This window comes from Methylophilus sp. Leaf414, assembly GCF_001425425.1.
Lineage (GTDB): Bacteria > Pseudomonadota > Gammaproteobacteria > Burkholderiales > Methylophilaceae > Methylophilus.
In genome coordinates this window covers 708,257-733,007 of the sequence record NZ_LMQQ01000004.1, presented here as the reverse complement: position 1 = coordinate 733,007, position 24,751 = coordinate 708,257, and the positions used below count along the sequence as shown (strand labels likewise).

Sequence of the window (24,751 nt, the reverse complement as noted above, 5' to 3'; positions counted from 1 at the left end):
CCACTACCTTGCACTGCTTTTTTCGCTGACTTCACTGCTTTCACTATAGTACACAGACAACAGGCCTGCAGCAACGATGCAAAAGCCGCCGACCATTTCTATCAGTGACATACTCTCTTGTGCCAGAAAGTAGGCAGCTACCGCAGCGACAATCAATTCAAACATGAATAATACAGACGCCTGAATGGCGGGTATTTTGGTAATGCCATATTGCACCAGCAAAGTTGCGGAAATAAGCATAAATGCTATCAGCAGCATCAAAACCATAGTGCCCGAAGTCAATGAGCTGGCAAAAGCGAGGCCGGATAAACCATCTTGCCAGAGCAGCACGAGCAACGATAATCCAAACACGCCCAACCACACCAGCATGCCTTTGGCTGCGATAGTGAGGTGAGTGGAGAAACGCGTAATAACGTTGGTGATCGAAAAACCAATGCCAGCTGATAATGCCAGCCAATCAGAAGATGATTGCGGCCACGGCCATGCGAGTTGACCATCTGTCAGCATTAAATCAGCCCCTAACAAAGATAAGGCGATGGCTAATAGTTGCGGTTTATGCCAACGTTCATGCAGCCAGATTTTCGCCAGTAACAACGTCCATAAAGGCGAGAGATAAAACAGCAGCATCACCCGCATGACTTCACCATCAATCACAGCCAGCACATAAGCGAGATTGGTCCAGCCGGCTACCAGGCTCAGCCAATATGCAGATTTAGGTACTTTGGAAATGTGCGGGTAGCGGCGCCAGAATATAATTCCGCCTATCAGCAAGGCCAGCCAATAGCTCAAAAAGCTGGATTGCACGCCAGAGATGCCACTATCATTTAGTAGTCGATATGGGTACCAGATCACCCCCCAGGAAATGGCACCGTAGATCAATGCTGCCAAAGCAAAATATTTTTGCTGATGGGCTTTTTGCTTATGCGCAAGGCTCACTTATAATACAACCCTATGAATCCACATTTAAATTTACTCCAGCCCTACCCTTTTCAGCGTTTGCGCGACCTGTTTGATGGGCTAACGCCTAATCCAGACTTTGCGCCTGTCAATTTATCTATCGGCGAGCCCAAGCATGCCACGCCGGAAATCATTACCGAGGCCTTAAAGGCAAACCTTGGCGGACTGGCCAGCTATCCTACCACAGTCGGTGTACCCGCCTTGCGCGAAGCCATCAATCAATGGCTGCAACGTCGTTACAAGATCCCTGCATTGAATATCGAAAAAGCCATTTTGCCTGTAAATGGAAGCCGTGAAGCCTTGTTTGCCTTTGCACAAGCCGTGATTGACACCAGCGTTCCGCAGCAACCCGTTGTGATCTCACCAAACCCGTTTTACCAGATTTATGAAGGCGCTGCTTTCCTTGCTGGCGCCACGCCTTACTTTATCAATACTACCCAAGAGAATGATTATGTCATGGACCTGACACAGGTTCCGGCTGATATTCTCAAGCGCACACAATTAGTGTATGTCTGTAGTCCGGGCAACCCTTCAGGCAAAGTGATTGATATGGAGGCCTGGAAAACCTTATTTGAGTTGTCTGATCGGTACGGGTTTGTAATTGCTTCAGATGAATGCTATTCAGAAATTTACTTTGATGAAGTGAATGCACCAGTAGGCGCTTTGGAAGCAGCGTATAAGTTAGGACGTGATTTTAGCCGGGTCGTCATGTTCAGTTCACTATCCAAACGCTCCAACGTTCCAGGTATGCGATCAGGCTTTGTAGCTGGTGATACTACTATCATTGAAAAGTTTGCTTTGTATCGTACGTATCATGGATGTGCCATGAATCCTGCCGTGCAGGCAGCGAGTATCGTGGCTTGGAATGATGAAGCACATGTGATCGAAAACCGTAAACTGTATAACGAGAAATTCCAGTCAGTGACACCGATACTTCAACAAGTATGGCCTAATACACAACTTCCTGATGCGGCCTTCTACTTATGGGTAGACACTCAACAGGATGATACCTTCGTTGCCAGACAGCTTTATCAGGAACTGAATATCACGGTGCTACCAGGCTCTTTCCTGGCCCGCCAGGCTCATGGATTTAATCCTGGAAAAGGTTTTATCCGTATGGCTTTGGTGGCCTCGCCAGAAGAAGCCATCATGGCGGCACAAAGAATTAAAGGACTTCTGGAATAACCTATTCGAGGAAACAAAAAAGCCGGATGCATGTGCATCCGGCTTTTTAATTGCTAGTGAGAATTAAGCAAATTTTCTACGAGCGATCATACCAATAATGCCCAAGCCCAGGAACATCAGAGCGTTAGTCTCTGGCTCTGGAACTGGGGTTACAGATGCTGCTGAGATAGCCACTTCACCACCAAGACGCAATGTAAAAATGCTCGATGGAACCAATGTCAAAGAGTAACTACCACTTGTCAGATCATCAAATGTATAGGTATGTGAACTTACAAGAGCTAATGGAGCAAGTGCGATTTGCTGAATCTCAGTCGCACCTTGTTTTAGGCTGAAATAAGTGTTTCCAATGCTAAGACCAAATAGTTCGGAAATGTTGATTGAAAGATCAGAAGTTTTAGTAAAGCTGAAATTGAATGTATCACCAGCATCAATCACTGCACCCGCTACAACCCATGTACTGAAAGAACCACTATTAGAACTATCGGTAATATCATTAAAGTTAGTGACTGTCGCAGAAGAAGTCATAGGCAACAACATTGCAGACCCAAAGGCCATTACTGCCAAAGATTTTTTTATATTTAACATATATATCCTTAAGAAAATTAAAAGAAATAACTAAAAAACAAACTAATTACAAAAGGCAAACTTAAAACACGCAAACTAAACAGAAGCAGACTAAGTTCATACCAATAACATTACTACGTGGAGCTGAGACATCCAGGTAAATCGGGGAGATTAAAGGTTTGTTGGTATTGCCAGCCAATTACTGCAGCATTCACCCAACAATACGCCCCATTGAGCGTTTCCTTATAATTCTCCTCTTTTTCTAACAATAACTTAATATTTTCTCTTACGACATTACCCATTCGGGCTATTCAAATATTATTATCGCGTTATTTATTTTCAAAGTTAAGGAATGCAAAAAACGTTCCAGCTTTTTAAAGCATTTAACCTATTGATTTAATTTGATTATTTTTAAGGTTGATTGCTTAAGTGCTGAATTAATTGCATCAAAATCACAAGTTTGCTGCACCATTGATGCGCATGCACCACTTAAGTGCACTAAACGATTTGCATTTTACACATAAAAAAAGGTTTATTGTGAATTTTTTATTACATTTAACAATGGCTTTTGTCAAATGCAAAATGCATGATTTAAGTTGATTTATTCTGTGACTGAATTATGACGGGCTGTGTTAGAACTTATCGGCTTCAGCGAAACTGAGACCAAGCGCATCTTTTGTAGATAACGAGGGCTGTTGGGCAATAGGCCAATCAATATTTAAGGTCAGGTCATTCCATATAATACAGCGCTCGTGCTCAGGCGCATAAAAGTTTGTAGTTTTGTATAAAAACTCGGCTGATTCTGAAAGCACCAGAAATCCGTGAGCAAATCCTTCAGGAACCCAAAGCATTTTTTTATTTTCATCACTCAAAACCTCTCCTACCCATTTTCCAAAAGTGGGTGACTGTAAACGCAGATCTACAGCAACATCAAACACCGCACCCTGGGTCACTCGAACCAGTTTTCCCTGAGGTTGTTTAATCTGGTAATGCAAACCTCTTAATACGTTTTTTGCTGATTTAGAGTGATTGTCCTGTACAAAACGAGGGCGAAGCCCGGTAGTTTCAGCAAATATATTCTCATTGAAGCTTTCAAAAAAGAAGCCTCTGTCGTCGCCAAATACCTTGGGTTGAAAAACGAAAACATCATGAATCGCTGTTTGAGACGTAATCACTAAAACACCCTCTCGTTCACAACTTGCATTAAATATTGGCCGTAGCTATTTTTCTTATAAATTTCAGCTTCTTTTAATAACATCTCAGAGGTGATGTATCCCATGCGATAAGCGATTTCTTCAGGACAGGCAATTTTCAGGCCCTGGCGATTTTCAATGGTCTGGATAAACAGCGAAGCCTCCAGCAAAGATTCATGCGTGCCGGTATCCAGCCAGGCGTGTCCACGGCCCATTACCTCAACATTCAGTTGCTGCTGGGCAAGATAATGCTTGTTCACATCGGTGATTTCCAACTCGCCTCTTGGAGAAGGTTTCAAGTTTGCCGCAATATCACAGACCTTATTATCGTAAAAATACAAACCGGTCACCGCATAACGGGATTTAGGTTTGGTCGGTTTTTCTTCCAGGCTTATAGCTTTACCCTGCCCATCAAACTCAACGACACCATAACGTTCGGGATCATTGACTGGGTAGGCAAACACTGTCGCTCCGCTTTCAGAATGATTTGCCTGCTGCAAGGTCGTCGCCAAATCATGGCCGTAAAAAATATTGTCGCCCAAGACTAGCGCGCTTGGGGAGTTGTTGATAAAAGACTCACCAATGATAAATGCCTGTGCCAACCCATCTGGTGTAGGCTGCACTGCATATTGAATATTGATGCCCCATTGCGACCCGTCCCCTAGAAGTTGTTCAAATCTGGGAGTGTCTTGCGGCGTAGAGATTAGCAAGATATCTTCAACACCGGACAGCATGAGCGTAGTCAGTGGGTAATACACCATAGGCTTGTCATATACAGGGATCAATTGCTTGGAAACTGCCTGTGTAGCAGGATATAGGCGTGTGCCAGATCCTCCTGCCAGAATAATGCCTTTTCTATTTTTTGCCATAATGTGCCTTATAAAATTTGCTGCAACACATGAGAAACACCCTGTTTCCAGTCAGGCAGGCGTAAATCAAATGTGTCTTGGAACAATGTCGTATCTAGCCTGGAGTTCGCGGGACGTTTAGCCGGTACCGGGTAATCTGAAGTGGTGATTGGTTTCACCATCTCTGCCGATACTTTCATTGCCTTACCTGCTTTGATTGCTTCTGCAATGACAAACCTGGCATATTCATGCCAGTTAGTCACGCCGCCAGCGACGACATGATACAAACCATAAGGGAATGTTTCATCAACCTGATGTTTAATACGACCTATCAATTGCGCAGTAATATCAGCCAGCAGCGCCGCTGAGGTCGGTGCGCCAAACTGATCAGCAACCACGCTCAGCGCATCACGCTCACTGGCAAGTTTTAGCATGGTTTTTGCAAAATTCGCACCATGTGCGCCGACCACCCAGCTTGTTCTCATGATCAAACTACGCTGGCAAGCAGAAAGTAAATCCCGCTCACCGGCGAGTTTGGTTTGCCCATATACATTTTGCGGGTTGGTTGCATCAGTTTCTTTATAAAACTGGTTGCCCACCCCTTCAAATACATAGTCAGTCGAATAGTGAAAAACAAAAGCGCCACACGCCGATGCTTCTTCACCCATGATTCTGGGTGCATCGCAGTTTATTTTCCTGGCTGATCCGGGGTCTGATTCAGCTTTATCCACCGCGGTATAAGCAGCCGGGTTAATAATCCCGTCAGGTGTAATCTCCCGGATAAGTGAGCGTAGAGCGGACTCATCGGATAAATCACAATCATCCCTGCCAATGGTGATCACATCAGCCAGCGGGGCCAAGCTGCGTTGCAGCTCAAAACCTACTTGCCCAGTACATCCCGTAAGTAATAGCCTCATTGATACTGTTTTTCTACCCACTGCCGGTATTGACCACTGGTAATGTTTTCAACCCACGAAGCGTTATCCAGATACCACTGTACCGTTTTCCGGATGCCGCTTTCAAATGTCTCGGCTGGTTTCCACCCTAATTCTTTTTCCAGTTTTGTGGCATCAATTGCATAGCGTCTATCATGACCTGGACGGTCTTTTACGTAGGTAATCTGGTTTTTATAAGAGCGCCCATCTGCCATTGGCTTCAGTTCATCTAATATTGCACAGATAGTATTTACCACTTCAATATTGGGTTTCTCGTTCCATCCACCGACGTTGTAAGTCTCTCCCAATTCCCCCTCAACTAAGACTCTGCGAATTGCAGTACAGTGATCTTTCACAAACAACCAGTCACGAATTTGCTGGCCATCGCCATAGATAGGAAGTGGTTTGCCATTGAGCGCATTATGAATAACCAGAGGAATTAGCTTTTCGGGGAAATGATAAGGACCATAATTGTTTGAGCAATTGGTCGTTAGTACAGGTAAACCATAAGTATGGTTGTAGGCACGAACTAAATGATCAGAAGCAGCTTTGGAAGCGGAATAAGGACTATTCGGTTCATAACGATTCTGCTCATTGAAAGGTGGATCCTCTTTCTCTAAAGAACCATACACTTCGTCTGTAGACACATGCAAAAACCTGAAGTCAGCTTTTGCATCGCCTTCCAGCGCGGTCCAGTAAGCGCGTACCGCCTCTAGTAAATGGAAAGTGCCGACCACATTGGTTTGAATAAAGTCTTCCGGCCCATGGATAGAACGATCTACATGTGACTCAGCCGCAAAATTCAAGATTGCTCTTGGTTTGTATTCAGCCAGTAATCTTCTGACTAATTCAAAGTCGCCAATATCTCCTTTGACAAAAATATGGCGCTTATCATTGTTAAGCGATGTCAGGTTATCCAGGTTGCCTGCGTAAGTAAGTTTATCCAGATTTAACACAGGCTCATCGGATTGCTCCAGCCAGTCCAATATGAAATTGCTGCCGATAAACCCGGCGCCGCCAGTAACAAAAATCATGTAATCAATAACCTTTTTAAGTGTTCAGATACCAAAAAGGCATATTAGAACGTTTTTGCGATGACGACAATTTTAGTATGAATGTTAACTGCCAATCTGATCATATTTGAGAACCTGGATTATGCAAACTGCTTAAGCTGCCCCATGACGCTAGCCAGCAATGATTGCGCCGCCAACTGACTGGTTTCTTCAACATAACATCTGAACTCAGGCGCATTGCCGGATGGCCGTAAATGCACCACGCTCCCAGATTGCAACGTTGCCCTCAAACCATCGGTGGTATCTATTTTAGACACTTGCTCTTTAATCTTCAGCGTTTCCAACATATCTGCGGGATTGTTAGTCCAGCCAGACAGCAGTGCCTTACTTTTTTCCGTGGGGAAATTTTGCAGGCGGTCACTGGCTGTAAAACGCTGAGGTAAGGCGGCTACTAGTTGTGACAGAGGTTTGCCTTGCGTTTTTACCTGTGCCAGCAAAGTCACTACCGGCAATACTGCATCGCGTGTAGGTAGTGGTTGTAATGAAGGGGCCTGAGGTATATGGCTGCCTAACAAAAATCCACCATTGGCCTCAAACCCTGCCACACTGGCTGCACCCTCTTTTTGCAATGCTTGCATACCTGCAATTACAAATGGTGACCCAATGCGTGTACGTGCTACTTGCTGAAAAAAGCCACTGGCTTCAATTGCGGTATTACAGCTCACCGGCACAGCTAAATGTGTAATCTGTAAAGCCTTTGCTGTTAATAAACCCACGATATCGCCACGCAACCAGTTGCCCTGTTCATCACTGATTAATGGCCGATCACCATCACCATCAGTAGAAATGATCGCATCTACCTGATATTGCGCTGCCCAATCAAGGCCGCGTTCTGTATCTTCAGCAGACACCGCTTCAGTATCAATCGGCACAAAAATGTCTGACCGTTCCAGGCAAACGACTTCGGCGCCCAGGTCACTCAATAGACTATGCAATACATCGCGCGCCACGCTCGAGTGCTGGTAAATCGCCAGCTTTAATCCTGTCAGTGCTTGATCACCTAATAAACCTTTGTAACGCTGAATATACTCGGCTCTGGCCTGAGAATCTTCTTCAGGCAAGCTGGTGCCCGTTTCGCATAATGTCTGTAACTCAGTAGTCAACATTGAAGCTTCATCAGACTTAGTGATTTCACCATCCGGGCGATAGAATTTGAGGCCATTGCGGTCAAAAGGGATATGACTACCAGTGACCATAATCCCAGGAATACTGCATGTTTGAGCGAATAAAGCCAAAGCAGGTGTGGGTATAGCACCACAAAAAATGACTTCTAGCCCAAGCTGACGCAACATCTTTGCACATGCTTCCGCTATGCGTGGGCTGCTTGGTCGAAGATCTACAGCAATGGCTACTTGTTTAAAGGCAAACGAACCTTGGACTGTTTTTACAAAAGCCTGTGTATAAGCAGCACAAACTTCATCTGTCATGGCAGCCACCAGGCCGCGTGCACCACTGGTACCAAATGCCACCCCGCTCTGCTGCATTACAGTTTGTAATACCGGCATATCGGCCACCTTAACTACGGCCATAAGTATCTTCGTAACGCACAATGTCGTCCTCGCCCAGATAGCTACCTGATTGCACCTCAATCAAATGCAGTGGTAATTTGCCGGGGTTTTCCAAGCGATGTGTGGAACCGATAGGAATATAAGTAGACTCGTTTTCGGTATACAGCTTGGTCACATCATCAATCGTGATCATCGCGGATCCACTTACGACCACCCAGTGCTCGGCGCGATGATGATGCATTTGTAGAGAAAGCCGTTCGCCAGGTTTCACCATAATACGCTTCACCTGGAAACGCTCGCCGATATCAATGCCTTCGTACCAGCCCCACGGGCGATATACACGAGGATGCATTTTGTGTTCTGAGCGACCGCTGGCTTTTAGATGATCAACAATGTTTTTTACATCCTGCGCACAATCGCGATGCGCCACAAGAACCGCATCACTGGTTTCCACAATCAGCAAATCTTCCACGCCCACGGCAGCTACAAAACGATTTTCGGCACGAACAAGAGTATTGTTTACATCTTTGAGATAGACATCGCCACGTACTGCATTGCCATTGGCGTCCTGCGTTTGTACTTCTTTAAGCGCGGTCCATGAGCCAACATCGTTCCAGCCCATGCTCGCAGGCACAACCGCTGCCAGTTTTGTTTTTTCCATCACCGCATAATCAATCGAATCCGAAGGTGACTCGGCAAAAGAAGCCTCATGCAATCGCACAAAATCCAGGTCTTTATAACTTTGCTCGACAGCTTTAGTAACTGCAGTCACGATAGCAGGCGCATAATGCTGCAGCTCCGATAGAAATACTGCAGGCTTGAATAAGAACATTCCACTATTCCAGTAAAAATTACCGGCATCCAGATATTCTTGCGCAGTTGCAGCATCCGGTTTTTCTACAAAGCGCGCCACTTCATAACAATTGTCGGCAAACTTTGAGGCACTGTCAGACTGAATGTAACCGTAGCCGGTCTCTGGATGGGTGGGTTCAATCCCGAATGTCACCAATTTGCCCTGTTCAGCAGCTAGGCTGGCCCGCTTCACGGCAGCTTCAAAAGCGGCTACATCGGTAATGACATGATCAGCAGGTAATACCAGCATCAGCACATCTTTCTCTTGAAGCGCAATCGCCGCGGCAGCAATCGCTGGCGCTGTGTTACGCGCTACAGGTTCAAGTAGAATAGCTTCTGGGCTTAGGTTGATAAGCCGCAACTGCTCAGCCACCAGGAAACGATGATCGTTGCCACAAACGACTATCGGCGGCGCTATTTCAGTCCAACTGGAAAGCCTTAACAAGGTATCCTGAAGCATGGTGTTTTCAGTCACCAATGGCAATAATTGTTTGGGCAAAACTGCACGAGACAATGGCCACAAACGCGTGCCAGAACCACCGGAAAGAATCACTGGAACAATTTTCATCTACTTGCCTTTTTTACTTTGAATTTGTTAATTTGACTGTTTGAGTTCCCATTGCCATGCATGCAGGACAATTGTTTCTAAATCAGTAAAAACAGGTTTCCAGCCTAATGTGCTTCTGGCGCGGCTAGCGTCTGCCACCAGCCTGGCAGGATCACCTTCCCTGCGTTCTCCATCAATGACAGTGACAGTTTTACCAGAGACCTTCTGCACAGCATCAAGCACCTCCTGCACCGAGAAGCCAGAGCCGTTACCTAAATTGAAGCTATCACTGCTGCCTCCACCATTAAGGTATTCCAATGCGGCCAAATGCGCTGAACACAAATCCACTATGTGGATATAGTCACGAATGCAAGTGCCATCGGGCGTATCATAATCGCGGCCAAAAACCTGAATACTTTCCCGTTTTCCAGAAGCTGCCTGGAGGATTAACGGAATCAGGTGCGTTTCCGGCTCGTGCCGCTCGCCCAACTGTCCATCCGGATCAGCGCCGGCGGCATTGAAATAGCGCAAACAAACTGATTTAAAATCAAATGCTTTATCGTAGTCAGCCAATACCTGTTCAATCATCCATTTTGACCGTCCATAAGGGTTTAAAGGTCTATTAGGATGTGCTTCATTGATAGGAACATAATCAGGTTCACCGAACACAGCTGCGGTTGATGAGAATATGAATTTATTAACACCATGCTCGCGCATAGTATCCAATAAGTTAAGTGTATTTGTGACGTTGTTGCGATAATAAATATCCGGTTTACGTACCGATTCCCCTACCTGGATATAAGAAGCAAAATGCATCACTGCTTCCGGCTGGTATTTTTTAAAAACTTGCTCAAGGCATTCGGTATCAGCCAAGTCGCCTTCAACGAAAGCGCCACCCAGCACAGCACTCCTATGCCCGCTTGATAAATTATCAAAGGTAATGACATCGTAACCGGCGCCAAGCAAACTCTTAACCATATGTGAGCCAATATACCCAGCCCCGCCAACAACCAATACACGCATAAAAATATTCCGGTTTAAAAACGATTTTGCAAATTCACAGCATAATCCAAGCCTGTTTAGTTAAGCTTCGATTGGGCGTAGATGGCTCAGAACAAGCTTATGAAGGATTAACCTTAGTTCTCCACCACTCCTTCAAGAAGATTTGTGGGAATACAATCGCCCCAATAGCATATCTTTTAACCAGTCTTTTTGGCTCAGAAAGCATTCGGTGTAGCCATTCAATGCCCATGCTTCTCATCCATATTGGAGCTCGCGGTTTATTGCCAGCAAGAAAATCAATGGTGGCTCCCACACATAATGCGACTTTTACAGGAATCTGATGTGAATATTTGTTGATCCATAACTCCTGCTTGGGCGCACCCAAGCCGATCACCAAAAGATCTGCCTCAGAAGCAGCTATGGATGCACAAATTCGGTCACAATAAGCTGCATCTTTCTCAAAGCCAAAATCTGGGCTTAGTATGCCGACGACGTCTACACTTGGCCAACGCGCTTTAATATTTTTTGCAGCAACTTCACCTACGCCAGGCATTGCTCCCAGCAAAAAAATTTTCAGTGGAGTCCCTGACTGATTAAAGTGCTCAAAAATATTTGGCACCAAGTCACTACCAGGAATTGTTTCAGGGAGAGGCTTACCTAGTATTTTTGAAGCTAGGACGACTGGTTTTCCATCCGCAACAATCATCGACGCTTTTAAATATGCATTCTTGAAAGCCGTATTTTTCTCTAGTTGTACCACATGATCTACATTAGGTGTTACAACGTATTTACAGTCACTTTCTCCAGTAAGGATCCAACTTCTCACGACATCCACAGCCTCATTCATAGAGAGGCTGTCAATGTTTAGTCCAAACATTTTAATGGTTTTTGACATAAAAGACCTATGTTTAATAATTTTTGCAGAACAACGCCTGAGCAGCACCCAAGTGTCTAATTTCTTTCTGAAACGCTTTTATAATCAATCCCGCTTAGACCGAACCCATTCAGATTGCCTGTTAAAAATAAATTTTGCATATATAGGGAGTTTTAAAAGAATATAAAAAGGGATACTCAACAATTGACCCAAGCTTATCACTTTTCGACCAAATACCCCCCAATAGGCCAGGATAGTAATAACGAATAAACAGAACAAATAAAAAGCATAGCTGAATAAGTCGACCATTGATGAAGTAAATAGACTAGCTACTGCCCCTATCAACACCACCGCCACAATTATCATCGCCATTAAGGACAAAGGTGGAACTAACAAATCTATTGCCATCGCTAATAAGTTCCAATTTCTCGACTTGATAGCTTTTGTAACTAGTCCGGGAACAACTTTAAAAATGATGTCCAAATGACCATGTTCCCAACGCGTTCTTTGTGTTTTCAAGCCTTGATCATTTACAGGAAAATAGCTAGATACTGATGAGCGGGGACAAAAAGCAGGGGCATGCCCCATACTTGCAAAATCCAAACCTAACTTCATATCCTCGACAATATGCCCTGTTGCGAAATTGACTTTCGATAATACGCTCCATGGAAAAGACATCCCAGAGCCCGTCAATTGACACGGAAGCCCTAATTTAGAATATCCGAGTGGGCGCACCAGGTTCTTTAGCATCCATGCAAACTCGGCAACTTTCGTTTTGATTAAAGTCCCTTCTTGCGTAAGCATCAGATATGCTGCTTGAGAAGGACGATTAGTCGCTATGGATTGAGCTACCAAGCGTTCTAAAGCATCAGATTCAGCGATGCAATCGGCATCAACAATCACTACAAAATCGGGTGGTGCTGATTGGCTGAGATATTTAATTCCAAAATCAAGTGCATAACCTTTACCTCTCAACTGCTGATCAAAGCGTTCAATCACATCAACACCTTGGGTACGAACAACGCTTGCAGTATCATCATCGCAATTATCAGCTACGACTAATATTCTAAGTCCACTCAAAGTTTGTGATTTTAAAGAGTTAATCGTAGCAATAATGTTGATTGATTCATTATGAGCAGGAACCAGCGCAACCACACTTGCAGAATGACTATTTGAGTGAAATCCACTTTTTTCTTTGCTGGGTATGAGTAAGGCCGCTATTACTTGAATGAACAACGTCAAAATTGGAACAGCAATCATTAAAAGCAGCAGGGAGTATAAAATCTGGAAGATTAGCATTCAATTCCTAACACGATTCGCAATACGAATCTGGCACTTTAAGGGAGTGCATTTTGTAATTCTGATAGTCTAATCGAACATTAACGACAAATCAGTTTTTGTACAACCTTAAAAACAATAAAAATTCGCAAATGGCAAAAATCAACTTTAATACATGAAACATGGCCGTAAACACAATGCTTCGCTTACAAAATCAAACTTACTCAATCCAATAAGTCACAAGAAACCGAAGATAATTACCGACACCACTAATTGCAATGGTGGTGAAATCAAAATCATTCAAATACCATGTAAAGTCAGCTAACCTTGAGTCAGCTAACTCTTTCGAGTCATAAACGATTAAATATTGCACGTATCATAGCGGTTAACTGATCTTTCTAACGTTTTTTGGGTATAGCTCTTAACATTTATCTTATTATCAAGGCTTAAGAAGTTCTGCAGACAAGCTCGAGCTATCTCCTACACCACTAGTAATAGTTAAAATGGTAGAAAAATCATCAGCGGGCCAAGTAAATATTTCAGATTCGCCGTTTCCAAGTTCTTTGGATTGAAATACGATTTTCTTTGATGTTTTATCGACGATTTTTAGAGTTAATTTTGCACCGCCACTGCTTTTAATAGTTAATTTATAAGAGTCGCCAAGTTTGGGTTTTGCCCAATTAACAATCTGCATCGAGCGTCCGGATATATTTTCTTGCACGACAGGACTGGCTGTTTTGCCGAAATTAACAGCTTGATCAGCAGTACTAAACTCTCCTAAGGTGTTACCTGAAACAAGACGCCACGGGCCACGCATAGAGAGCAAATTAAGATTTTTATCAGGTGTAAACCGTTCTCCATTACCGTTTAACCAACCCTCGGCTGTAGAAACTTGCCGTAAACCTTCACGTATCAAATGCAGCTCACTAGCTGCTTGACTATCCCATAGAAGATTTGCCTTTTTCAGGCTGTATACATTTGACCCATTTTCAACATAGACGACAAACGGCGTTCCGACATTTCGATCAACAACATATGCACCATAGGTTTTAAGCGTTTTTGCGACTTTTATAAGTTTTGGTGTTTTTATCCGAGAGATGTCAAAGTCAGGTGGTAACATTAATAGTGCACCCTCAGGAATATCGCCACTATTCGTTTTATCCGCATCACTGTCAGCAGAGGTTGCGGGGAATACATATGTGGGATTTTTGGATAAAGCGTTATGAGCCAATGAGATAGCTAGCGCATGCTCATAAATCTCTTTACCATCATCCATTTCATGTTGTCGAATAATCCCAGCGCTAGAAGGAACTGCTGCAGCTCTTGCGCCTTGAAAGTAATGTGCAGGATCACTCCATCCAGTTCCATTTAACTTTGTCCAGGCGTATTGAGCCGCGACCCACTTTCCATTAATCAATTTCAGCTGCCAAAAGGAATGAATAATTCCCAAGGATTCATCTACTACATCAGCATGCCCATCACTTCCTTCTGCTGGAACTACACCTGATGGCCAATGAGGAATCTTGATGAAAGGCTTGAATACTTCAGAATCCGGGTCCCAGACTCCCTTTTTGTCCGGGTATCCGTAGATGGTGCCTTCAGGATCGGACGATTTAGTTTGAAAAACGCCTGTCGAATATTTACCTTGCTGAATAGCGGGATAGTAAATCGACGTTGGTATTTGAAATTCTTTAAACTTAGGATTAACTGGCTTGCTATTCCAAAGAGAATTCACAGAAAATGGGGTGGCGTATGTACCAAATTCCTTTGCTGAGACGCCAGTTATATTTAAACTTAGCAACCCTACCCAAAAAACAATTAGTTTTGAGCGTGGGATACTTTTAGAAAAATACATCTACTACTCCTAGATTAAGAATCGCCGTTTTTAGTTGCGCTCCTCAGAAGATAAATAATCCGAGAGCCTCAAAGCAATTGCAACAATAGTTAGTGTCGGGTTCGCATGACTATTTGTAGTAAAAACAGATGAACTGGCAATATACAAGTTCTTGATGCCATGCACTTTACAATTCACGTCTACTACACTAGTTTGAGAGGAATCTCCCATGCGGGTACTCCCTATATGATGCCCGCCAACGGGTAAAGCATCTTTTACCGCCAGTTCCAATTGCTTGGCATCAAACTCTAATCGACAATTTTGAGTTTTTTCAAAGGTTTGTTTTAACAAATTAAAGGATTTGATACCGGAGTCAATATCAAGATCCGTCAATTTCCAATGAACATTGACGCGCTGCATACCAAAACGATCAACCTCGTCTAAAAGCTCAATTCGATTTGACGGATGGGGCTCTTGCTCGCTATTAAATTCAATTGGATATGTACCATTGCGATTGGCAATCAAGGTGTAAGGGATCTTACGTTTTGCCAATTTGATCTTAAATAGCCAGTCATACGCAAACTTGCTAACAGATCCAGCATCAGCAATCACATTTATCAAATGTCTGAATGATTGACCGTATCCAGTAGATTGGTTCACACCATGATTTAAAATAGTCTGATATTCGCTTTTGAGTACTGACTTAGCCAAATAGATAGCCGACAAAACACCACTGCCATGGCTGGGGTCAGCATAAGCAGGAAAATGTAATCTGAATGCAGAGTTTAGTAGGCCGTGCTGTGCCTGAAAGGGAGCAGAGAACTGTAGTTTCCGGCGAGCATATATACCCTCTACGGTTTTCTGAAAATCAAATACCGGTTTTTCGTTCTTGAATCGAAGCGAGCCAAAAATCAGATCATAATGGCACGCGTAGTACTTCCCTAAACTTGCATCCAAGTGTCCCCATCCTGGATTACATAGTCTGCTTACAAGCATTAATCGAGTAGTATCAATACCGCCGCCGGACAAAACAATTTGTTGAACAGTGATTACTCTTTGATTTTCGCCATCATTAAGCGTAATAGAACTGACCTCGTCTGCTTTTTCAGGAAGACAGTTTAATCGTATGCAACGCGTATTTAGTAACACCAATACATTTGAAGAGTGCGTTAATTCATCACGAAACTTACGACCGAAATCAGTTGGTAAACTGTAACGCTCAATATATTCGTTTAAATCAGGCGCCAAACCAGGGGCTTCTGAAAATATGGGTTTGGCGTTAGGCCCAAAAGCCGAAATGGTAAAATCTGAATTCCCGGCATCACAATACTCAAGTGCTTTGGGGTAATAATCAGCGATTTCTGATGCACCAGATGGCCAACCGCTGTTGGGAACATGTCCACGCTGTTCAAAATCATGCTTGTCTAGAGGAATGCACCGGCCTCCCCATAAATGCGTCGTACCTCCAAACCGCTGGTATCTGTATTCAGTTGTTTGCGCATGAGGAGGCGAGGCTTTACCAGTATACGAATCTACGATTTCTGCTGTCTCGTTCCAATCCCCTCCCTCGATCAGTAAAACACGCTTGCCCTTACGTGACAGGCTTATTGCCAAACTAATCCCTGCTGCACCAGCGCCCACAATGCATAAAGGGAAATTTTCGAGTAAAGACTGATCTGTGCTGCCAAGATAGCCGATCATTTCAACCTTCCAGATACTTCGTCATCAACTGTTGCAGCTTGCTTATCTCAGCCTGTAAATTAAAGTCTGTCTCAACCACTTTTCTAGCTGTTTTCCTAACATTTTCACGAAGCTCTGGGTTATCAATGTAGCTGGAAAGTGCCTTTTTGAGTGCGATCTCATCCGATGGCGCTACTACCAGACCTGAAACCCCATGCTCAATTAGTTCTGTGACTCCACCCACATTAGTGGCAATAACAGGCACACCACAAGCCATGGCCTCCATAAGAGAGACTGGCACACCTTCTGCGAAACTTGGCAGCACAAATACATCACTTTCTTGCAGTGCGTTTCTCACTGTTTCCTGGCTGGAAAAACCGCCAAAATACACCATTTCATCCAGTCCATGTGCTTTTACATCAGCTTCAATAGATGCTCTTTCAGGCCCATCGCCCAATAAAGTCAAGTGGAACCTGTAGCCTTCATTTTTTAATGCAATTAAACTGCGCAGTAAAACAGGAACGCCTTTTTCTACTGCAAGACGACCAACATAAAGCAACCTTATGACATCCGTTACTTTGTTTTCAGATGCATTATTGATGGTGTAACTGTTTAAATCTATTCCACAATGCACTATTTGTAATTTGGCCAAATCTTCAACATCTGAAAAAAGCATCATCTGACTTTTACAGTAATTGCTGATGCAAACAATAAATTTTGAGTGCTTTACTTTCTCGCGAAGTGCCCATAATGTGGGCTCAAAAAATATGTGCGGTCCATGAAAGGTGATGCTATACCCTACTCCACTCAACTGCGAAGCAAGCATTGCTACGCTACCACTACTGTCCCCGAAGTGATTATGCATATGCTGAATATTATTTTTTTGCAAATGTTCAGCAAGCAATAACGCCTCTTGAAAGTAAAACAATTGATACAGCGTTCCCTTTATGCCAGGACGACGTGTAGTAAAAGCAAGCTTCAAAGTACTTAAATACTTTGCTGGCACCGTGCCCAGCATTTTCAAATTGAGAATAATTAATCTCAAAGGGTTGGCAGGCAGCAGATAAGAAGTGTTTTTACGCTCACTTACAACAAGCTCGCTGACATTGTTAACTCCTTCCGGCTGGCGCAGTGCACTGGTAAAAACCTCATGCCCTGATGATCTTAATTGCACAACCTCACGCTGAATAAAAGTGTCTGTTGCCCTAGGATAAACGCTAGTAAAGTAAGCAATCCGCATTCTTGTTATAAATCCTTTTTAATCAAACAGTTTGGTTTCCAACCCAAAAGCTCTTTTGCATAAGCATTACTATATTTAAAAGGTTTCAGACGTGTTGAAAAGGCTTGTGGCATTAATAAATCAGGCAGACTGTGATGCAAATTGAACTGTCTTGAAGCAGTAAAAATAATGTTTATCAAAATCTTGAAAACCCGCCAATTAACTGAAACCGATTTGGTAGAGATGGCTCCACGTTGACGTAAATACTTCAGGTAGTCACTTTGAGTTGGTAAATAATCATCTACAAAATGAATAAAAGACACCTTCTTTTGATTTCTCCCTAATTGAATGACATTATTGATACCTTCAATTAAAGAGTTAATCTCTACTAATGGTACAAATCCATTATTAGAAATAATTATTGATAGTTTATTTTTGATGATCCCTGCATAGGCATCACTCAAGCGCTCACCTTCATACACAAGGCCTGGCCTGACAATTGCCACATTTGCCCATGCATGGTTGCTGTAGTTTATAAAAACAGCCTCCTGGGCAGACTTTAATGCGGCATATCGACCCATTATTTCGTAGTTTGTGCACCTTGGCGTCTCTTCATTAATCGTCGAGTTTTCCTTCACATACTCAAAATCAAGTACAGACATACTGCTCATCCCGACCAGGATAGGTACTTTTGCGCTTTCCATGGCTTGCAATAGCCTATAAGTACCATTTAGCAATTCAGCTGAAGATTGTGATCTCTTTGGGTTCATCGAAATCGCAAGGTGAACAACACAATCAAAGCCCAGCAAATCTGGTAATGGGTCGCTATCTAGATTTAATGAAATAAAACTGAAAAGTGGCGATGTTGAAAGCTCAGCATCTTGGCTTGTGAGATCGATTCCCAGAACATGAAATCCTGAAGAAATTAATGCTTTTGTTAATTTTTTTCCGATAAAACCATTACAACCTGTTACCAAAACTTTCATCATAAATCCAGATTAGCTTTCACTTTATAGCATGCCCATTAATACTATTGGAAAGCAAAGGCCAGCTTTTCAAAAGATAAACAAGGGCAAACAAAAGCAATAGATCAATAACACCGGTTAATAGTGCGTCCAACCCTAAACGAATGCTGTATCCATGGACAAGATAATTGAATCCCACAAATGGCAAAGTCCTATATCCAATAAAAGTAAAGAAACTCGATTTTTTATAAAGTCTTGCATAAAACATTATCAGCCACGCACCAACCAATGCAATTAATACATGAAAGGTAAACTCAGTGATATTTGCTCCATAAACTGCTCTGGCCATGACAATTGTAGAATTGGAAAGTAAAGGAATTAAAATCAGCGAAAATGTCAAAATCAATGCTAAAACGAACGTTTTAGTATCCCTTTTGAACAATGATGAAAGATCTTTATTTAAATAGTTAGAAATGGTCTTACCTAAATAAATCCATGGAATAAATTGGAAAGACAGAAACAAACCAACAGTATAAAAAGGGACTTCGGATATTTTAAATTGCGTATAAAAGCAAATAATTAAGAGGGTTACCATAGCCACTAGAAGCTTGGATAAACGTGTGACATAAAAAAACATTAGTTCAGCAAAAAATAATGCATATAAATACCAGAGCGGAGAGCAATTAAAATTATATTTAACTGAAGAGTTTCCAGTAAAAGTGCCAATTACCTTTACAGAAAATTCATGTATTTCGATATTTCCTTTAACCAGCTTTAGCAAAAACGGTATAGAACATATAAGTCCCATTATAAATGCCGGCAAAATAATTCTTTTAAAACGCTGAATAAGAAAAATGGGAAATGTCGTTGTAGCGTGTTTTGAGCTCCATAAAAAACCACTCAATATCGCCAGGCTTGGCATGTGAAAGTTATAAATAAAATTGAACAGAAAAGTATTTTCTTGAGCCGCATGTCCTATCACCATCAAAGAAATAAGTATGCCTTTATAAACATCAATCGAGTTTTGTCTTAAGGTATTCTTCATTTTTGGTATATATTTTGATCAATATAACTTGCTTGATTAACTCGAACTGGTTTTGCAGGAATGCCTGCAACTGTCACGTTATCTTCAACATCATGTAGGACTACAGACATTGCAGCTATTTTCGCGTTATTACCGATCCTGACACCTCCCAAGACTTGGGCATAAGCACCGAAATCAACATTATCCCCAATGATTGGCAACGGCCCATTTTCATGGCGATTACCAATGGTCACTCCCTGTCGTAGCGTGCAGTTTTTACCGATTTTTGCCCCAGAATTGACAAAAATATTACCGAAATGCCAGATACGTAAACCGCCACCAATTTCAACGTCTTTTGGCAAACTGATACCGGTAATTGTCTCTATTAAACGGAATATAGGCCAATAAATTGTAGTGCAGAATTTTTTGTATAACCCTGGCTTTTGCGAATTAATTCGCCTACCCCATCGATAAACAGCAACAGCCCATATAGATTGCTCCTTCAAAAACGCTCTTTTAGGATACTGGGCTAAATCCTGTTTGTAATCAGCATCATGAACAAAATTAAACATTTTTATATTTACTAGGGTTTTTAGAAAGATTCACATAGCTTAATGTCAATCCAATCAAAAACCATAAGTACCAATCAAAATTTAAGTAATCAAGCATATTGTCTGAGTAACACTCGAACAAAAACTCGACAAGAACAACAATTACTGTAAATACCAAAAATTTATTATAAGAATAAATTTTTATTAACGCCTTTAAGTGTGAAAAGATAATAAATAGAAAGGCTAATAACCCAAGTATCCCCAACTCAAAGAATAGTAATACGTAAACGCTATGAGCATTAATTTCAACGGTTTGTAAATGATGGGCATTACCCATGCCAAATGACGTTGAAAAATGCGTGAAACTATGAAGACCATATCCCTGGATATAGTGCTTTACCGACATCCAGTGTAGAGCATCTGTCCAGTATTTAATCCGCCATGCATAAGAGTTTAGACGTTCGTAACCTGTTGCGCCCCAATTAGTGCCTTGTTGCAAGTCAAGTAATCTATGCTGAACATCTGGAATCAATAAAGCTAGAAAAGAAGCAAAAAATAAGACAATTAAAAATTTCCGTTCAAAAATCAAGCCATATAAAAGGAAAAAAAGTCCGCATGCTGCCCAAGCCGCACGTGTTTTAGTCATTAATAACAGACCTAAAAGCGTGATTATGTAAATCGGTAGTACTTTAAGAACTGTAGTGTTGAAGTAACTTGGTTTAGTTTTATAAATATAAAATGTAATTGTAATAATCAAAACCAAATAAAAAGAAAAAGAGTTGGGGTGATTAAAAGTACTTTGTAATCTTAAGCCTTCTTCAACACTTAACCTTAATCCCCCTTGACCTCCAAATGCCAAACAATATAAACCATAAGTAACTGGTATTACGGAAGAGTAAAAGATTGCTTTCATCCATTTACCAAAATCATTTTCGGATTTAACTAGGTATAAGCCCAAGTAGAGCATGGAGGAGTAAGAAACGTAAAGTAGAAAAACCTTTACGCTAGGTAAAAGCTTTGGTGCATAGAATAATGAGATGAAACTTAATATTAAGAAAATAGCCCACGACTTTTTTACCCAATCTAAGTCATTGGTTAACTTTGGTTTCTTTTCAAGTATAGCTAAAAAAGCGATGATAATGACTAATGCATTTAACACTGCTCCAAGGCCAAAAGTTCCAAGCTTGATTGAGTCAAGGGGGGCATCTAAAGACGCTCTGGTTAATATTATTAATAGAAAAAATAACTGACGATCAAGAAAAAATAGAATCGCAATAACGAAAAACAACGGAAGCGATAATAAATAGTTGTAATGCTGGCCAGCTAAATTTAGCATCATTAATGATGCTAGTCCAAAAAAAATGGCTGCAATAGATGCGAAAAGAAAAAGTGCTACTTTAGATTTGCTTGTCATTGTTAACCAAATTTTAGGTAAGTTTCATTTTAAATTGGGTATGCCATTTACTGAGATTGGTATAAATGTTTGACTTACTACAAGTTGAAAATCTGCAATACACCCACTACTAAGTTATTGTCATCTAATACAACCATAGAGTTAATTTTAAATTTCTGCATGAATTCCTCAGCCGTAGAAAACATCTCGTTTTGGTTAATAGTTTTAGGCGAGCTCGTCATAAAATCACTGGCTTTTAGATTGATTGGAATATCGTATTTATCTAAAACGCGTCTTAAGTCCCCGTCAGTAATAATCCCGCTCAACCTATTTTTATCAATAATAATTGCCAGACCCAACCTGCCCTGATTCATTACACTCACCACGTCTCTAAAGCTTGCATTAGAGTCACAAACCGGCAATTGTTTACTTCGCATAACCTCATGCACTTTTGTTAACAACTTACGGCCCAAACTACCACCAGGGTGGAATCTTGCAAAGTCTTCAGGCCTGAACTGCTTAAGGGTCGAAAGCGTTACCGCCAATGCATCACCCATTACCAAGGTAGCAGTTGTTGAGCTGGTTGGCGCAAGGTTATTATTACAAGCCTCTTTTACGACGGCTATATTCAGAACAGCATGCGCATTTTTTGCCAATGTTGAGTTGGGATTACCAGTCAACGCAATCATCTTGTTTTCTTGCCATTTCAGGAAAGGGATAATCCTGATCAGCTCTTCGGTTTCACCACTATTCGAAATCAGTAGTGTGACATCACCAGGTTGAATCATGCCTAAATCACCATGAAAAGCTTCGCCAGGATGCACATAAAATGAGGCCGTTCCTGTAGAGGCTAGAGTAGCAGCTATTTTCCTGCCAATAATGCCTGATTTACCCATTCCAATAATAATCAGCCGTCCTGTACTTTCTAAAACAAGCTGAACTGCTTTTAAAAACTCGTCATTCAGCCCATTGGCAATTTGTACCAGGCTTTCAATCTCGGTATCAAACACCGTTTTGGCGATGTCGAGAATTTGGGATTCGCTGATAGCTGTAGTCACTGATGTATTCATATCTATGCTTTTTTTAGTCATTTAATAGCCAGCTAAGTTACTGCACCATCATATCCATGATTCTGGCATACCCATCCGTGGTAGATAATACGTCGCCCATTCCTTTGGCGATCAATATAGCATCGCTTGCCTCACGAAATGCGCCATGACCACCACCTAATTTCAACACATGCGTTGCATGTTGCTTTACATAGTCCGCAGAATCCGCAACAGCAAAGCGGACCCCGCAGGCTTTAAAGGCGGGTAAATCTATTGAGTCATCTCCAAGGGTGGCTGTTTGCTCTTTATTAACACCACAATCTTGCATCAGGTCGTTACAGGCCTGAAACTTGTCTTTCACACCAAGTTTAAAGCGTGTAATACCAAGGTCGGCAATACGTTTTCTCAGCACAGCTGAATCGCGCCCGGAAACCACGGCCACTTGAATCCCGAGCTCAATCAGCATGCGAATACCCAAACCATCACGCACATGAAAGCGTTTGATAAACTCGCCGTCCTGGTTGTAATACAAACCGCCATCAGTAAGCACACCATCCACATCGGTAATGACAAGTTTGATATTTGCGAGTGGGTTTTCAGTTATGACGACAGCATTTCCCGTTAGCAGCGCTTCCACTGCCTTGAGATCTTGCGGTGTATCGACACCCGGCCCTGTTTCATCCACTGTTAATGCTTTTATGGGAATACCCGCTTCAAGCAATCTTAACTGCTCTAATGACTCTGCATTTTCCAGAGCTGAGAAAGGCAGATCATAAAACTGCTCAAGCACATGTCTTTTGTAAGCATAAACACCAACGTGTTTATAGTATGCAGCGTGCTCTGCATTGCGTGGATAAGGTATTGGTGAGCGGCTAAAATACAGTGCTTGTTTATACTGATTTAAAACCACTTTTACAAAGTTTGGATTCTTGGCCTCTTCAGCATGGATCTTGTGACACAAGGTAGCCACTTGAGTCTCTGGCAAGCCAAGTTGTGTCACTAGCAGAGCAATATCTTCCGGGCGAATCAGAGGCTCATCACCTTGCACGTTAATGTAAGCATCTGCGGGATATGCTTTCATCACTTCGATCAAACGGTCAGTACCCGATTGATGGTTTTCAGAAGTCATCATTGCCTTACCACCAAACTGCTCTACCGCCTGCAATATCCTTGCATTATCGGTAGCCACAATCACATCTGCAATATTTTCAACCTGTTTTGCTTTCTCATAAACATGTTGCACCATTGGCTTACCGAGCAACAAGGCCAGAGGCTTTGCCGGGAAGCGTGTTGATGCATACCGCGCCGGTATGACAATGATAATCTTCTGCTGCATAGTGCCTGTGACTCTTAATCGATATTTAAAGCCGGGAAAGACTTGACCAACTGGTCTACTGCCTTAACCTGACCAAGGAATGCTTCAAGTAATGCGATAGGCAATGCACTTGGGCCATCACATTTAGCTTCATTTGGATTAGGATGGGCTTCAAGGAATAAACCTGCAATCTTGGTTGCCATCCCGGACAACGCCAGATCCACTACTTGCTGGCGGCGGCCACCCGAAGCAGCACCTAATGAATCACGTTGCTGCAATGCATGAGTGACGTCGAAAATAACGGGTACATCCGGGCAGACTTTTTTCATCACACCAAAGCCCAGCATATCAACGACCAGGTTATCATACCCAAACGCAGAGCCGCGCTCGCACAAAATCACATTCTCGTTACCAGCCTCTTTAAATTTATCCACAATATTCACCATTTGATGCGGACTTAAAAACTGAGGTTTTTTGATATTAATTGGCTTACCGGTTTTGGCAAGGGCAATAACCAGATCTGTCTGGCGAGCCAGAAAAGCGGGTAATTGCAATACATCGCACACCTCTGCAACTGGCTCAGCTTGCCATGGCTCGTGTACATCCGTAATTACAGGCACATTGAACTCTTTCTTTACCGCCTGGAATATTTGCATACCCTGTTCCAGACCTGGGCCACGGTAAGATTTGATGGAAGAGCGATTTGCTTTATCAAAAGAAGCTTTGAAGACTAAAGGGATATCAAGTTTTTTAGTGATATCCACATAATGGCGGCAAGCCTCTAATGTTGAGTCGACATCTTCGAGGACATTAATACCGCCAAATAAAACAAATGGTAGATTATTGTCTAAAGTAATTGAATCGTTAATTTTCATCTATTGCCTTTAATTAAACTTAATGAGGGA

The 24,751-nt window shown here is 42.3% G+C and carries 22 protein-coding genes; 1 reads left to right on the top strand and 21 read right to left on the bottom strand.

Annotated elements, in window-relative coordinates:
• Positions 1 to 3 precede the first annotated feature (3 nt).
• The gene (locus ASG24_RS12325; RefSeq protein ID WP_055871888.1) at positions 4 to 936 is read right to left on the bottom strand and encodes a DMT family transporter; all 933 of its coding nucleotides are present in this window, start codon (positions 934 to 936) and stop codon (positions 4 to 6) included.
• A 15-nt stretch (positions 937 to 951) separates the two neighbouring features.
• Between ASG24_RS12325 and dapC the strand changes: the two genes are divergently transcribed.
• Positions 952 to 2,142: a succinyldiaminopimelate transaminase gene (gene dapC / locus ASG24_RS12320; protein WP_055871885.1), complete on the top strand. Its 1,191-nt coding sequence runs from the start codon at positions 952 to 954 to the stop codon at positions 2,140 to 2,142.
• 63 nt (positions 2,143 to 2,205) lie between these two features.
• Here the strand turns inward: dapC and ASG24_RS12315 are convergent, their stop codons facing one another.
• The 20 genes from ASG24_RS12315 to kdsA form a co-directional block, all read right to left on the bottom strand.
• A complete protein-coding gene (locus ASG24_RS12315; protein WP_055871882.1) occupies positions 2,206 to 2,727 on the bottom strand; it encodes an FxDxF family PEP-CTERM protein in 522 nt (173 codons plus the stop codon).
• Between the two features lie 611 nt (positions 2,728 to 3,338).
• Entirely contained in the window at positions 3,339 to 3,881 is a 543-nt protein-coding gene (gene rfbC, locus ASG24_RS12310) for a dTDP-4-dehydrorhamnose 3,5-epimerase (RefSeq protein ID WP_055871879.1), read from the bottom strand.
• The gene (rfbA, locus tag ASG24_RS12305; RefSeq protein WP_055871876.1) at positions 3,881 to 4,768 is read right to left on the bottom strand and encodes a glucose-1-phosphate thymidylyltransferase RfbA; all 888 of its coding nucleotides are present in this window, start codon (positions 4,766 to 4,768) and stop codon (positions 3,881 to 3,883) included. The genes rfbC and rfbA overlap by 1 nt, the downstream gene beginning before the upstream one ends.
• A gap of 8 nt (positions 4,769 to 4,776) precedes the next feature.
• Positions 4,777 to 5,664, bottom strand: a complete 888-nt coding sequence (rfbD, locus tag ASG24_RS12300) for a dTDP-4-dehydrorhamnose reductase (RefSeq protein ID WP_055871872.1) — start codon at positions 5,662 to 5,664, stop codon at positions 4,777 to 4,779.
• Entirely contained in the window at positions 5,661 to 6,716 is a 1,056-nt protein-coding gene (gene rfbB / locus ASG24_RS12295; RefSeq protein ID WP_055871869.1) for a dTDP-glucose 4,6-dehydratase, read from the bottom strand. Before rfbB ends, rfbD begins: the two co-directional genes overlap by 4 nt.
• A 119-nt stretch (positions 6,717 to 6,835) precedes the next feature.
• Positions 6,836 to 8,284 (bottom strand): phosphomannomutase, encoded by a 1,449-nt coding sequence (locus ASG24_RS12290; RefSeq protein WP_200937007.1) that lies wholly within the window; start codon positions 8,282 to 8,284, stop codon positions 6,836 to 6,838.
• The gene (locus ASG24_RS12285; protein ID WP_055871868.1) at positions 8,271 to 9,683 is read right to left on the bottom strand and encodes a mannose-1-phosphate guanylyltransferase/mannose-6-phosphate isomerase; all 1,413 of its coding nucleotides are present in this window, start codon (positions 9,681 to 9,683) and stop codon (positions 8,271 to 8,273) included. The genes ASG24_RS12290 and ASG24_RS12285 overlap by 14 nt, the downstream gene beginning before the upstream one ends.
• 27 nt (positions 9,684 to 9,710) lie before the next feature.
• Complete coding sequence (gene galE, locus ASG24_RS12280) at positions 9,711 to 10,685, bottom strand: UDP-glucose 4-epimerase GalE (RefSeq protein ID WP_082488094.1); 975 nt, start codon at positions 10,683 to 10,685, stop codon at positions 9,711 to 9,713.
• Between the two features lie 97 nt (positions 10,686 to 10,782).
• Entirely contained in the window at positions 10,783 to 11,559 is a 777-nt protein-coding gene (locus ASG24_RS12275; RefSeq protein ID WP_055871864.1) for a WecB/TagA/CpsF family glycosyltransferase, read from the bottom strand.
• An 84-nt stretch (positions 11,560 to 11,643) separates the two neighbouring features.
• Positions 11,644 to 12,837 (bottom strand): glycosyltransferase, encoded by a 1,194-nt coding sequence (locus ASG24_RS12270; protein ID WP_055871861.1) that lies wholly within the window; start codon positions 12,835 to 12,837, stop codon positions 11,644 to 11,646.
• Between the two features lie 418 nt (positions 12,838 to 13,255).
• Complete coding sequence (locus ASG24_RS12265) at positions 13,256 to 14,671, bottom strand: hypothetical protein (RefSeq protein WP_055871858.1); 1,416 nt, start codon at positions 14,669 to 14,671, stop codon at positions 13,256 to 13,258.
• Positions 14,672 to 14,701: 30 nt separating this feature from the next.
• The gene (locus ASG24_RS12260; protein ID WP_055871855.1) at positions 14,702 to 16,351 is read right to left on the bottom strand and encodes a GMC oxidoreductase; all 1,650 of its coding nucleotides are present in this window, start codon (positions 16,349 to 16,351) and stop codon (positions 14,702 to 14,704) included.
• Position 16,352: 1 nt separating this feature from the next.
• Positions 16,353 to 17,570 (bottom strand): glycosyltransferase family 4 protein, encoded by a 1,218-nt coding sequence (locus tag ASG24_RS12255; protein ID WP_055871852.1) that lies wholly within the window; start codon positions 17,568 to 17,570, stop codon positions 16,353 to 16,355.
• 5 nt (positions 17,571 to 17,575) lie between these two features.
• Positions 17,576 to 18,538 carry an NAD(P)-dependent oxidoreductase gene (locus tag ASG24_RS12250; RefSeq protein WP_082488093.1) on the bottom strand — a complete coding sequence of 321 codons (963 nt, stop codon included), beginning with the start codon at positions 18,536 to 18,538 and terminating at the stop codon, positions 17,576 to 17,578.
• 16 nt (positions 18,539 to 18,554) lie between these two features.
• Positions 18,555 to 19,559 carry an acyltransferase family protein gene (locus tag ASG24_RS12245; RefSeq protein ID WP_055871846.1) on the bottom strand — a complete coding sequence of 335 codons (1,005 nt, stop codon included), beginning with the start codon at positions 19,557 to 19,559 and terminating at the stop codon, positions 18,555 to 18,557.
• Positions 19,556 to 20,110: a serine acetyltransferase gene (locus ASG24_RS12240; protein WP_055871843.1), complete on the bottom strand. Its 555-nt coding sequence runs from the start codon at positions 20,108 to 20,110 to the stop codon at positions 19,556 to 19,558. The genes ASG24_RS12245 and ASG24_RS12240 overlap by 4 nt, the downstream gene beginning before the upstream one ends.
• Positions 20,103 to 21,503 (bottom strand): O-antigen ligase, encoded by a 1,401-nt coding sequence (locus tag ASG24_RS12235; RefSeq protein WP_055871840.1) that lies wholly within the window; start codon positions 21,501 to 21,503, stop codon positions 20,103 to 20,105. Before ASG24_RS12235 ends, ASG24_RS12240 begins: the two co-directional genes overlap by 8 nt.
• 77 nt (positions 21,504 to 21,580) lie before the next feature.
• Complete coding sequence (locus tag ASG24_RS12230; protein WP_229007288.1) at positions 21,581 to 22,573, bottom strand: SIS domain-containing protein; 993 nt, start codon at positions 22,571 to 22,573, stop codon at positions 21,581 to 21,583.
• A 16-nt stretch (positions 22,574 to 22,589) separates the two neighbouring features.
• Positions 22,590 to 23,867 carry a 3-deoxy-manno-octulosonate cytidylyltransferase gene (kdsB, locus tag ASG24_RS14470; RefSeq protein WP_082488092.1) on the bottom strand — a complete coding sequence of 426 codons (1,278 nt, stop codon included), beginning with the start codon at positions 23,865 to 23,867 and terminating at the stop codon, positions 22,590 to 22,592.
• A gap of 14 nt (positions 23,868 to 23,881) precedes the next feature.
• Positions 23,882 to 24,721 carry a 3-deoxy-8-phosphooctulonate synthase gene (kdsA, locus tag ASG24_RS12220; protein WP_055871837.1) on the bottom strand — a complete coding sequence of 280 codons (840 nt, stop codon included), beginning with the start codon at positions 24,719 to 24,721 and terminating at the stop codon, positions 23,882 to 23,884.
• Between the last annotated feature and the right edge of the window lie 30 nt (positions 24,722 to 24,751).

Bases quoted from the DNA above. Each gene is read 5' to 3' on its own strand.
- rfbB (WP_055871869.1), bottom strand. From the start codon at position 6,716: ATGATTTTTGTTACTGGCGGCGCCGGGTTTATCGGCAGCAATTTCATA.
- kdsA (WP_055871837.1), bottom strand. From the start codon at position 24,721: ATGAAAATTAACGATTCAATTACTTTAGACAATAATCTACCATTTGTT.
- ASG24_RS12285 (WP_055871868.1), bottom strand. From the start codon at position 9,683: ATGAAAATTGTTCCAGTGATTCTTTCCGGTGGTTCTGGCACGCGTTTG.
- ASG24_RS12255 (WP_055871852.1), bottom strand. From the start codon at position 17,570: ATGCGGATTGCTTACTTTACTAGCGTTTATCCTAGGGCAACAGACACT.
- ASG24_RS12265 (WP_055871858.1), bottom strand. From the start codon at position 14,671: ATGTATTTTTCTAAAAGTATCCCACGCTCAAAACTAATTGTTTTTTGG.
- ASG24_RS12270 (WP_055871861.1), bottom strand. From the start codon at position 12,837: ATGCTAATCTTCCAGATTTTATACTCCCTGCTGCTTTTAATGATTGCT.
- ASG24_RS12290 (WP_200937007.1), bottom strand. From the start codon at position 8,284: ATGGCCGTAGTTAAGGTGGCCGATATGCCGGTATTACAAACTGTAATG.
- kdsB (WP_082488092.1), bottom strand. From the start codon at position 23,867: ATGCAGCAGAAGATTATCATTGTCATACCGGCGCGGTATGCATCAACA.
- ASG24_RS12235 (WP_055871840.1), bottom strand. From the start codon at position 21,503: ATGACAAGCAAATCTAAAGTAGCACTTTTTCTTTTCGCATCTATTGCA.
- ASG24_RS12260 (WP_055871855.1), bottom strand. From the start codon at position 16,351: ATGATCGGCTATCTTGGCAGCACAGATCAGTCTTTACTCGAAAATTTC.
- ASG24_RS12275 (WP_055871864.1), bottom strand. From the start codon at position 11,559: ATGTCAAAAACCATTAAAATGTTTGGACTAAACATTGACAGCCTCTCT.
- ASG24_RS12245 (WP_055871846.1), bottom strand. From the start codon at position 19,559: ATGAAGAATACCTTAAGACAAAACTCGATTGATGTTTATAAAGGCATA.
- dapC (WP_055871885.1), top strand. From the start codon at position 952: ATGAATCCACATTTAAATTTACTCCAGCCCTACCCTTTTCAGCGTTTG.
- rfbD (WP_055871872.1), bottom strand. From the start codon at position 5,664: ATGAGGCTATTACTTACGGGATGTACTGGGCAAGTAGGTTTTGAGCTG.
- ASG24_RS12230 (WP_229007288.1), bottom strand. From the start codon at position 22,573: ATGACTAAAAAAAGCATAGATATGAATACATCAGTGACTACAGCTATC.
- ASG24_RS12315 (WP_055871882.1), bottom strand. From the start codon at position 2,727: ATGTTAAATATAAAAAAATCTTTGGCAGTAATGGCCTTTGGGTCTGCA.
- galE (WP_082488094.1), bottom strand. From the start codon at position 10,685: ATGCGTGTATTGGTTGTTGGCGGGGCTGGGTATATTGGCTCACATATG.
- ASG24_RS12240 (WP_055871843.1), bottom strand. From the start codon at position 20,110: ATGTTTAATTTTGTTCATGATGCTGATTACAAACAGGATTTAGCCCAG.
- rfbA (WP_055871876.1), bottom strand. From the start codon at position 4,768: ATGGCAAAAAATAGAAAAGGCATTATTCTGGCAGGAGGATCTGGCACA.
- ASG24_RS12250 (WP_082488093.1), bottom strand. From the start codon at position 18,538: ATGATGAAAGTTTTGGTAACAGGTTGTAATGGTTTTATCGGAAAAAAA.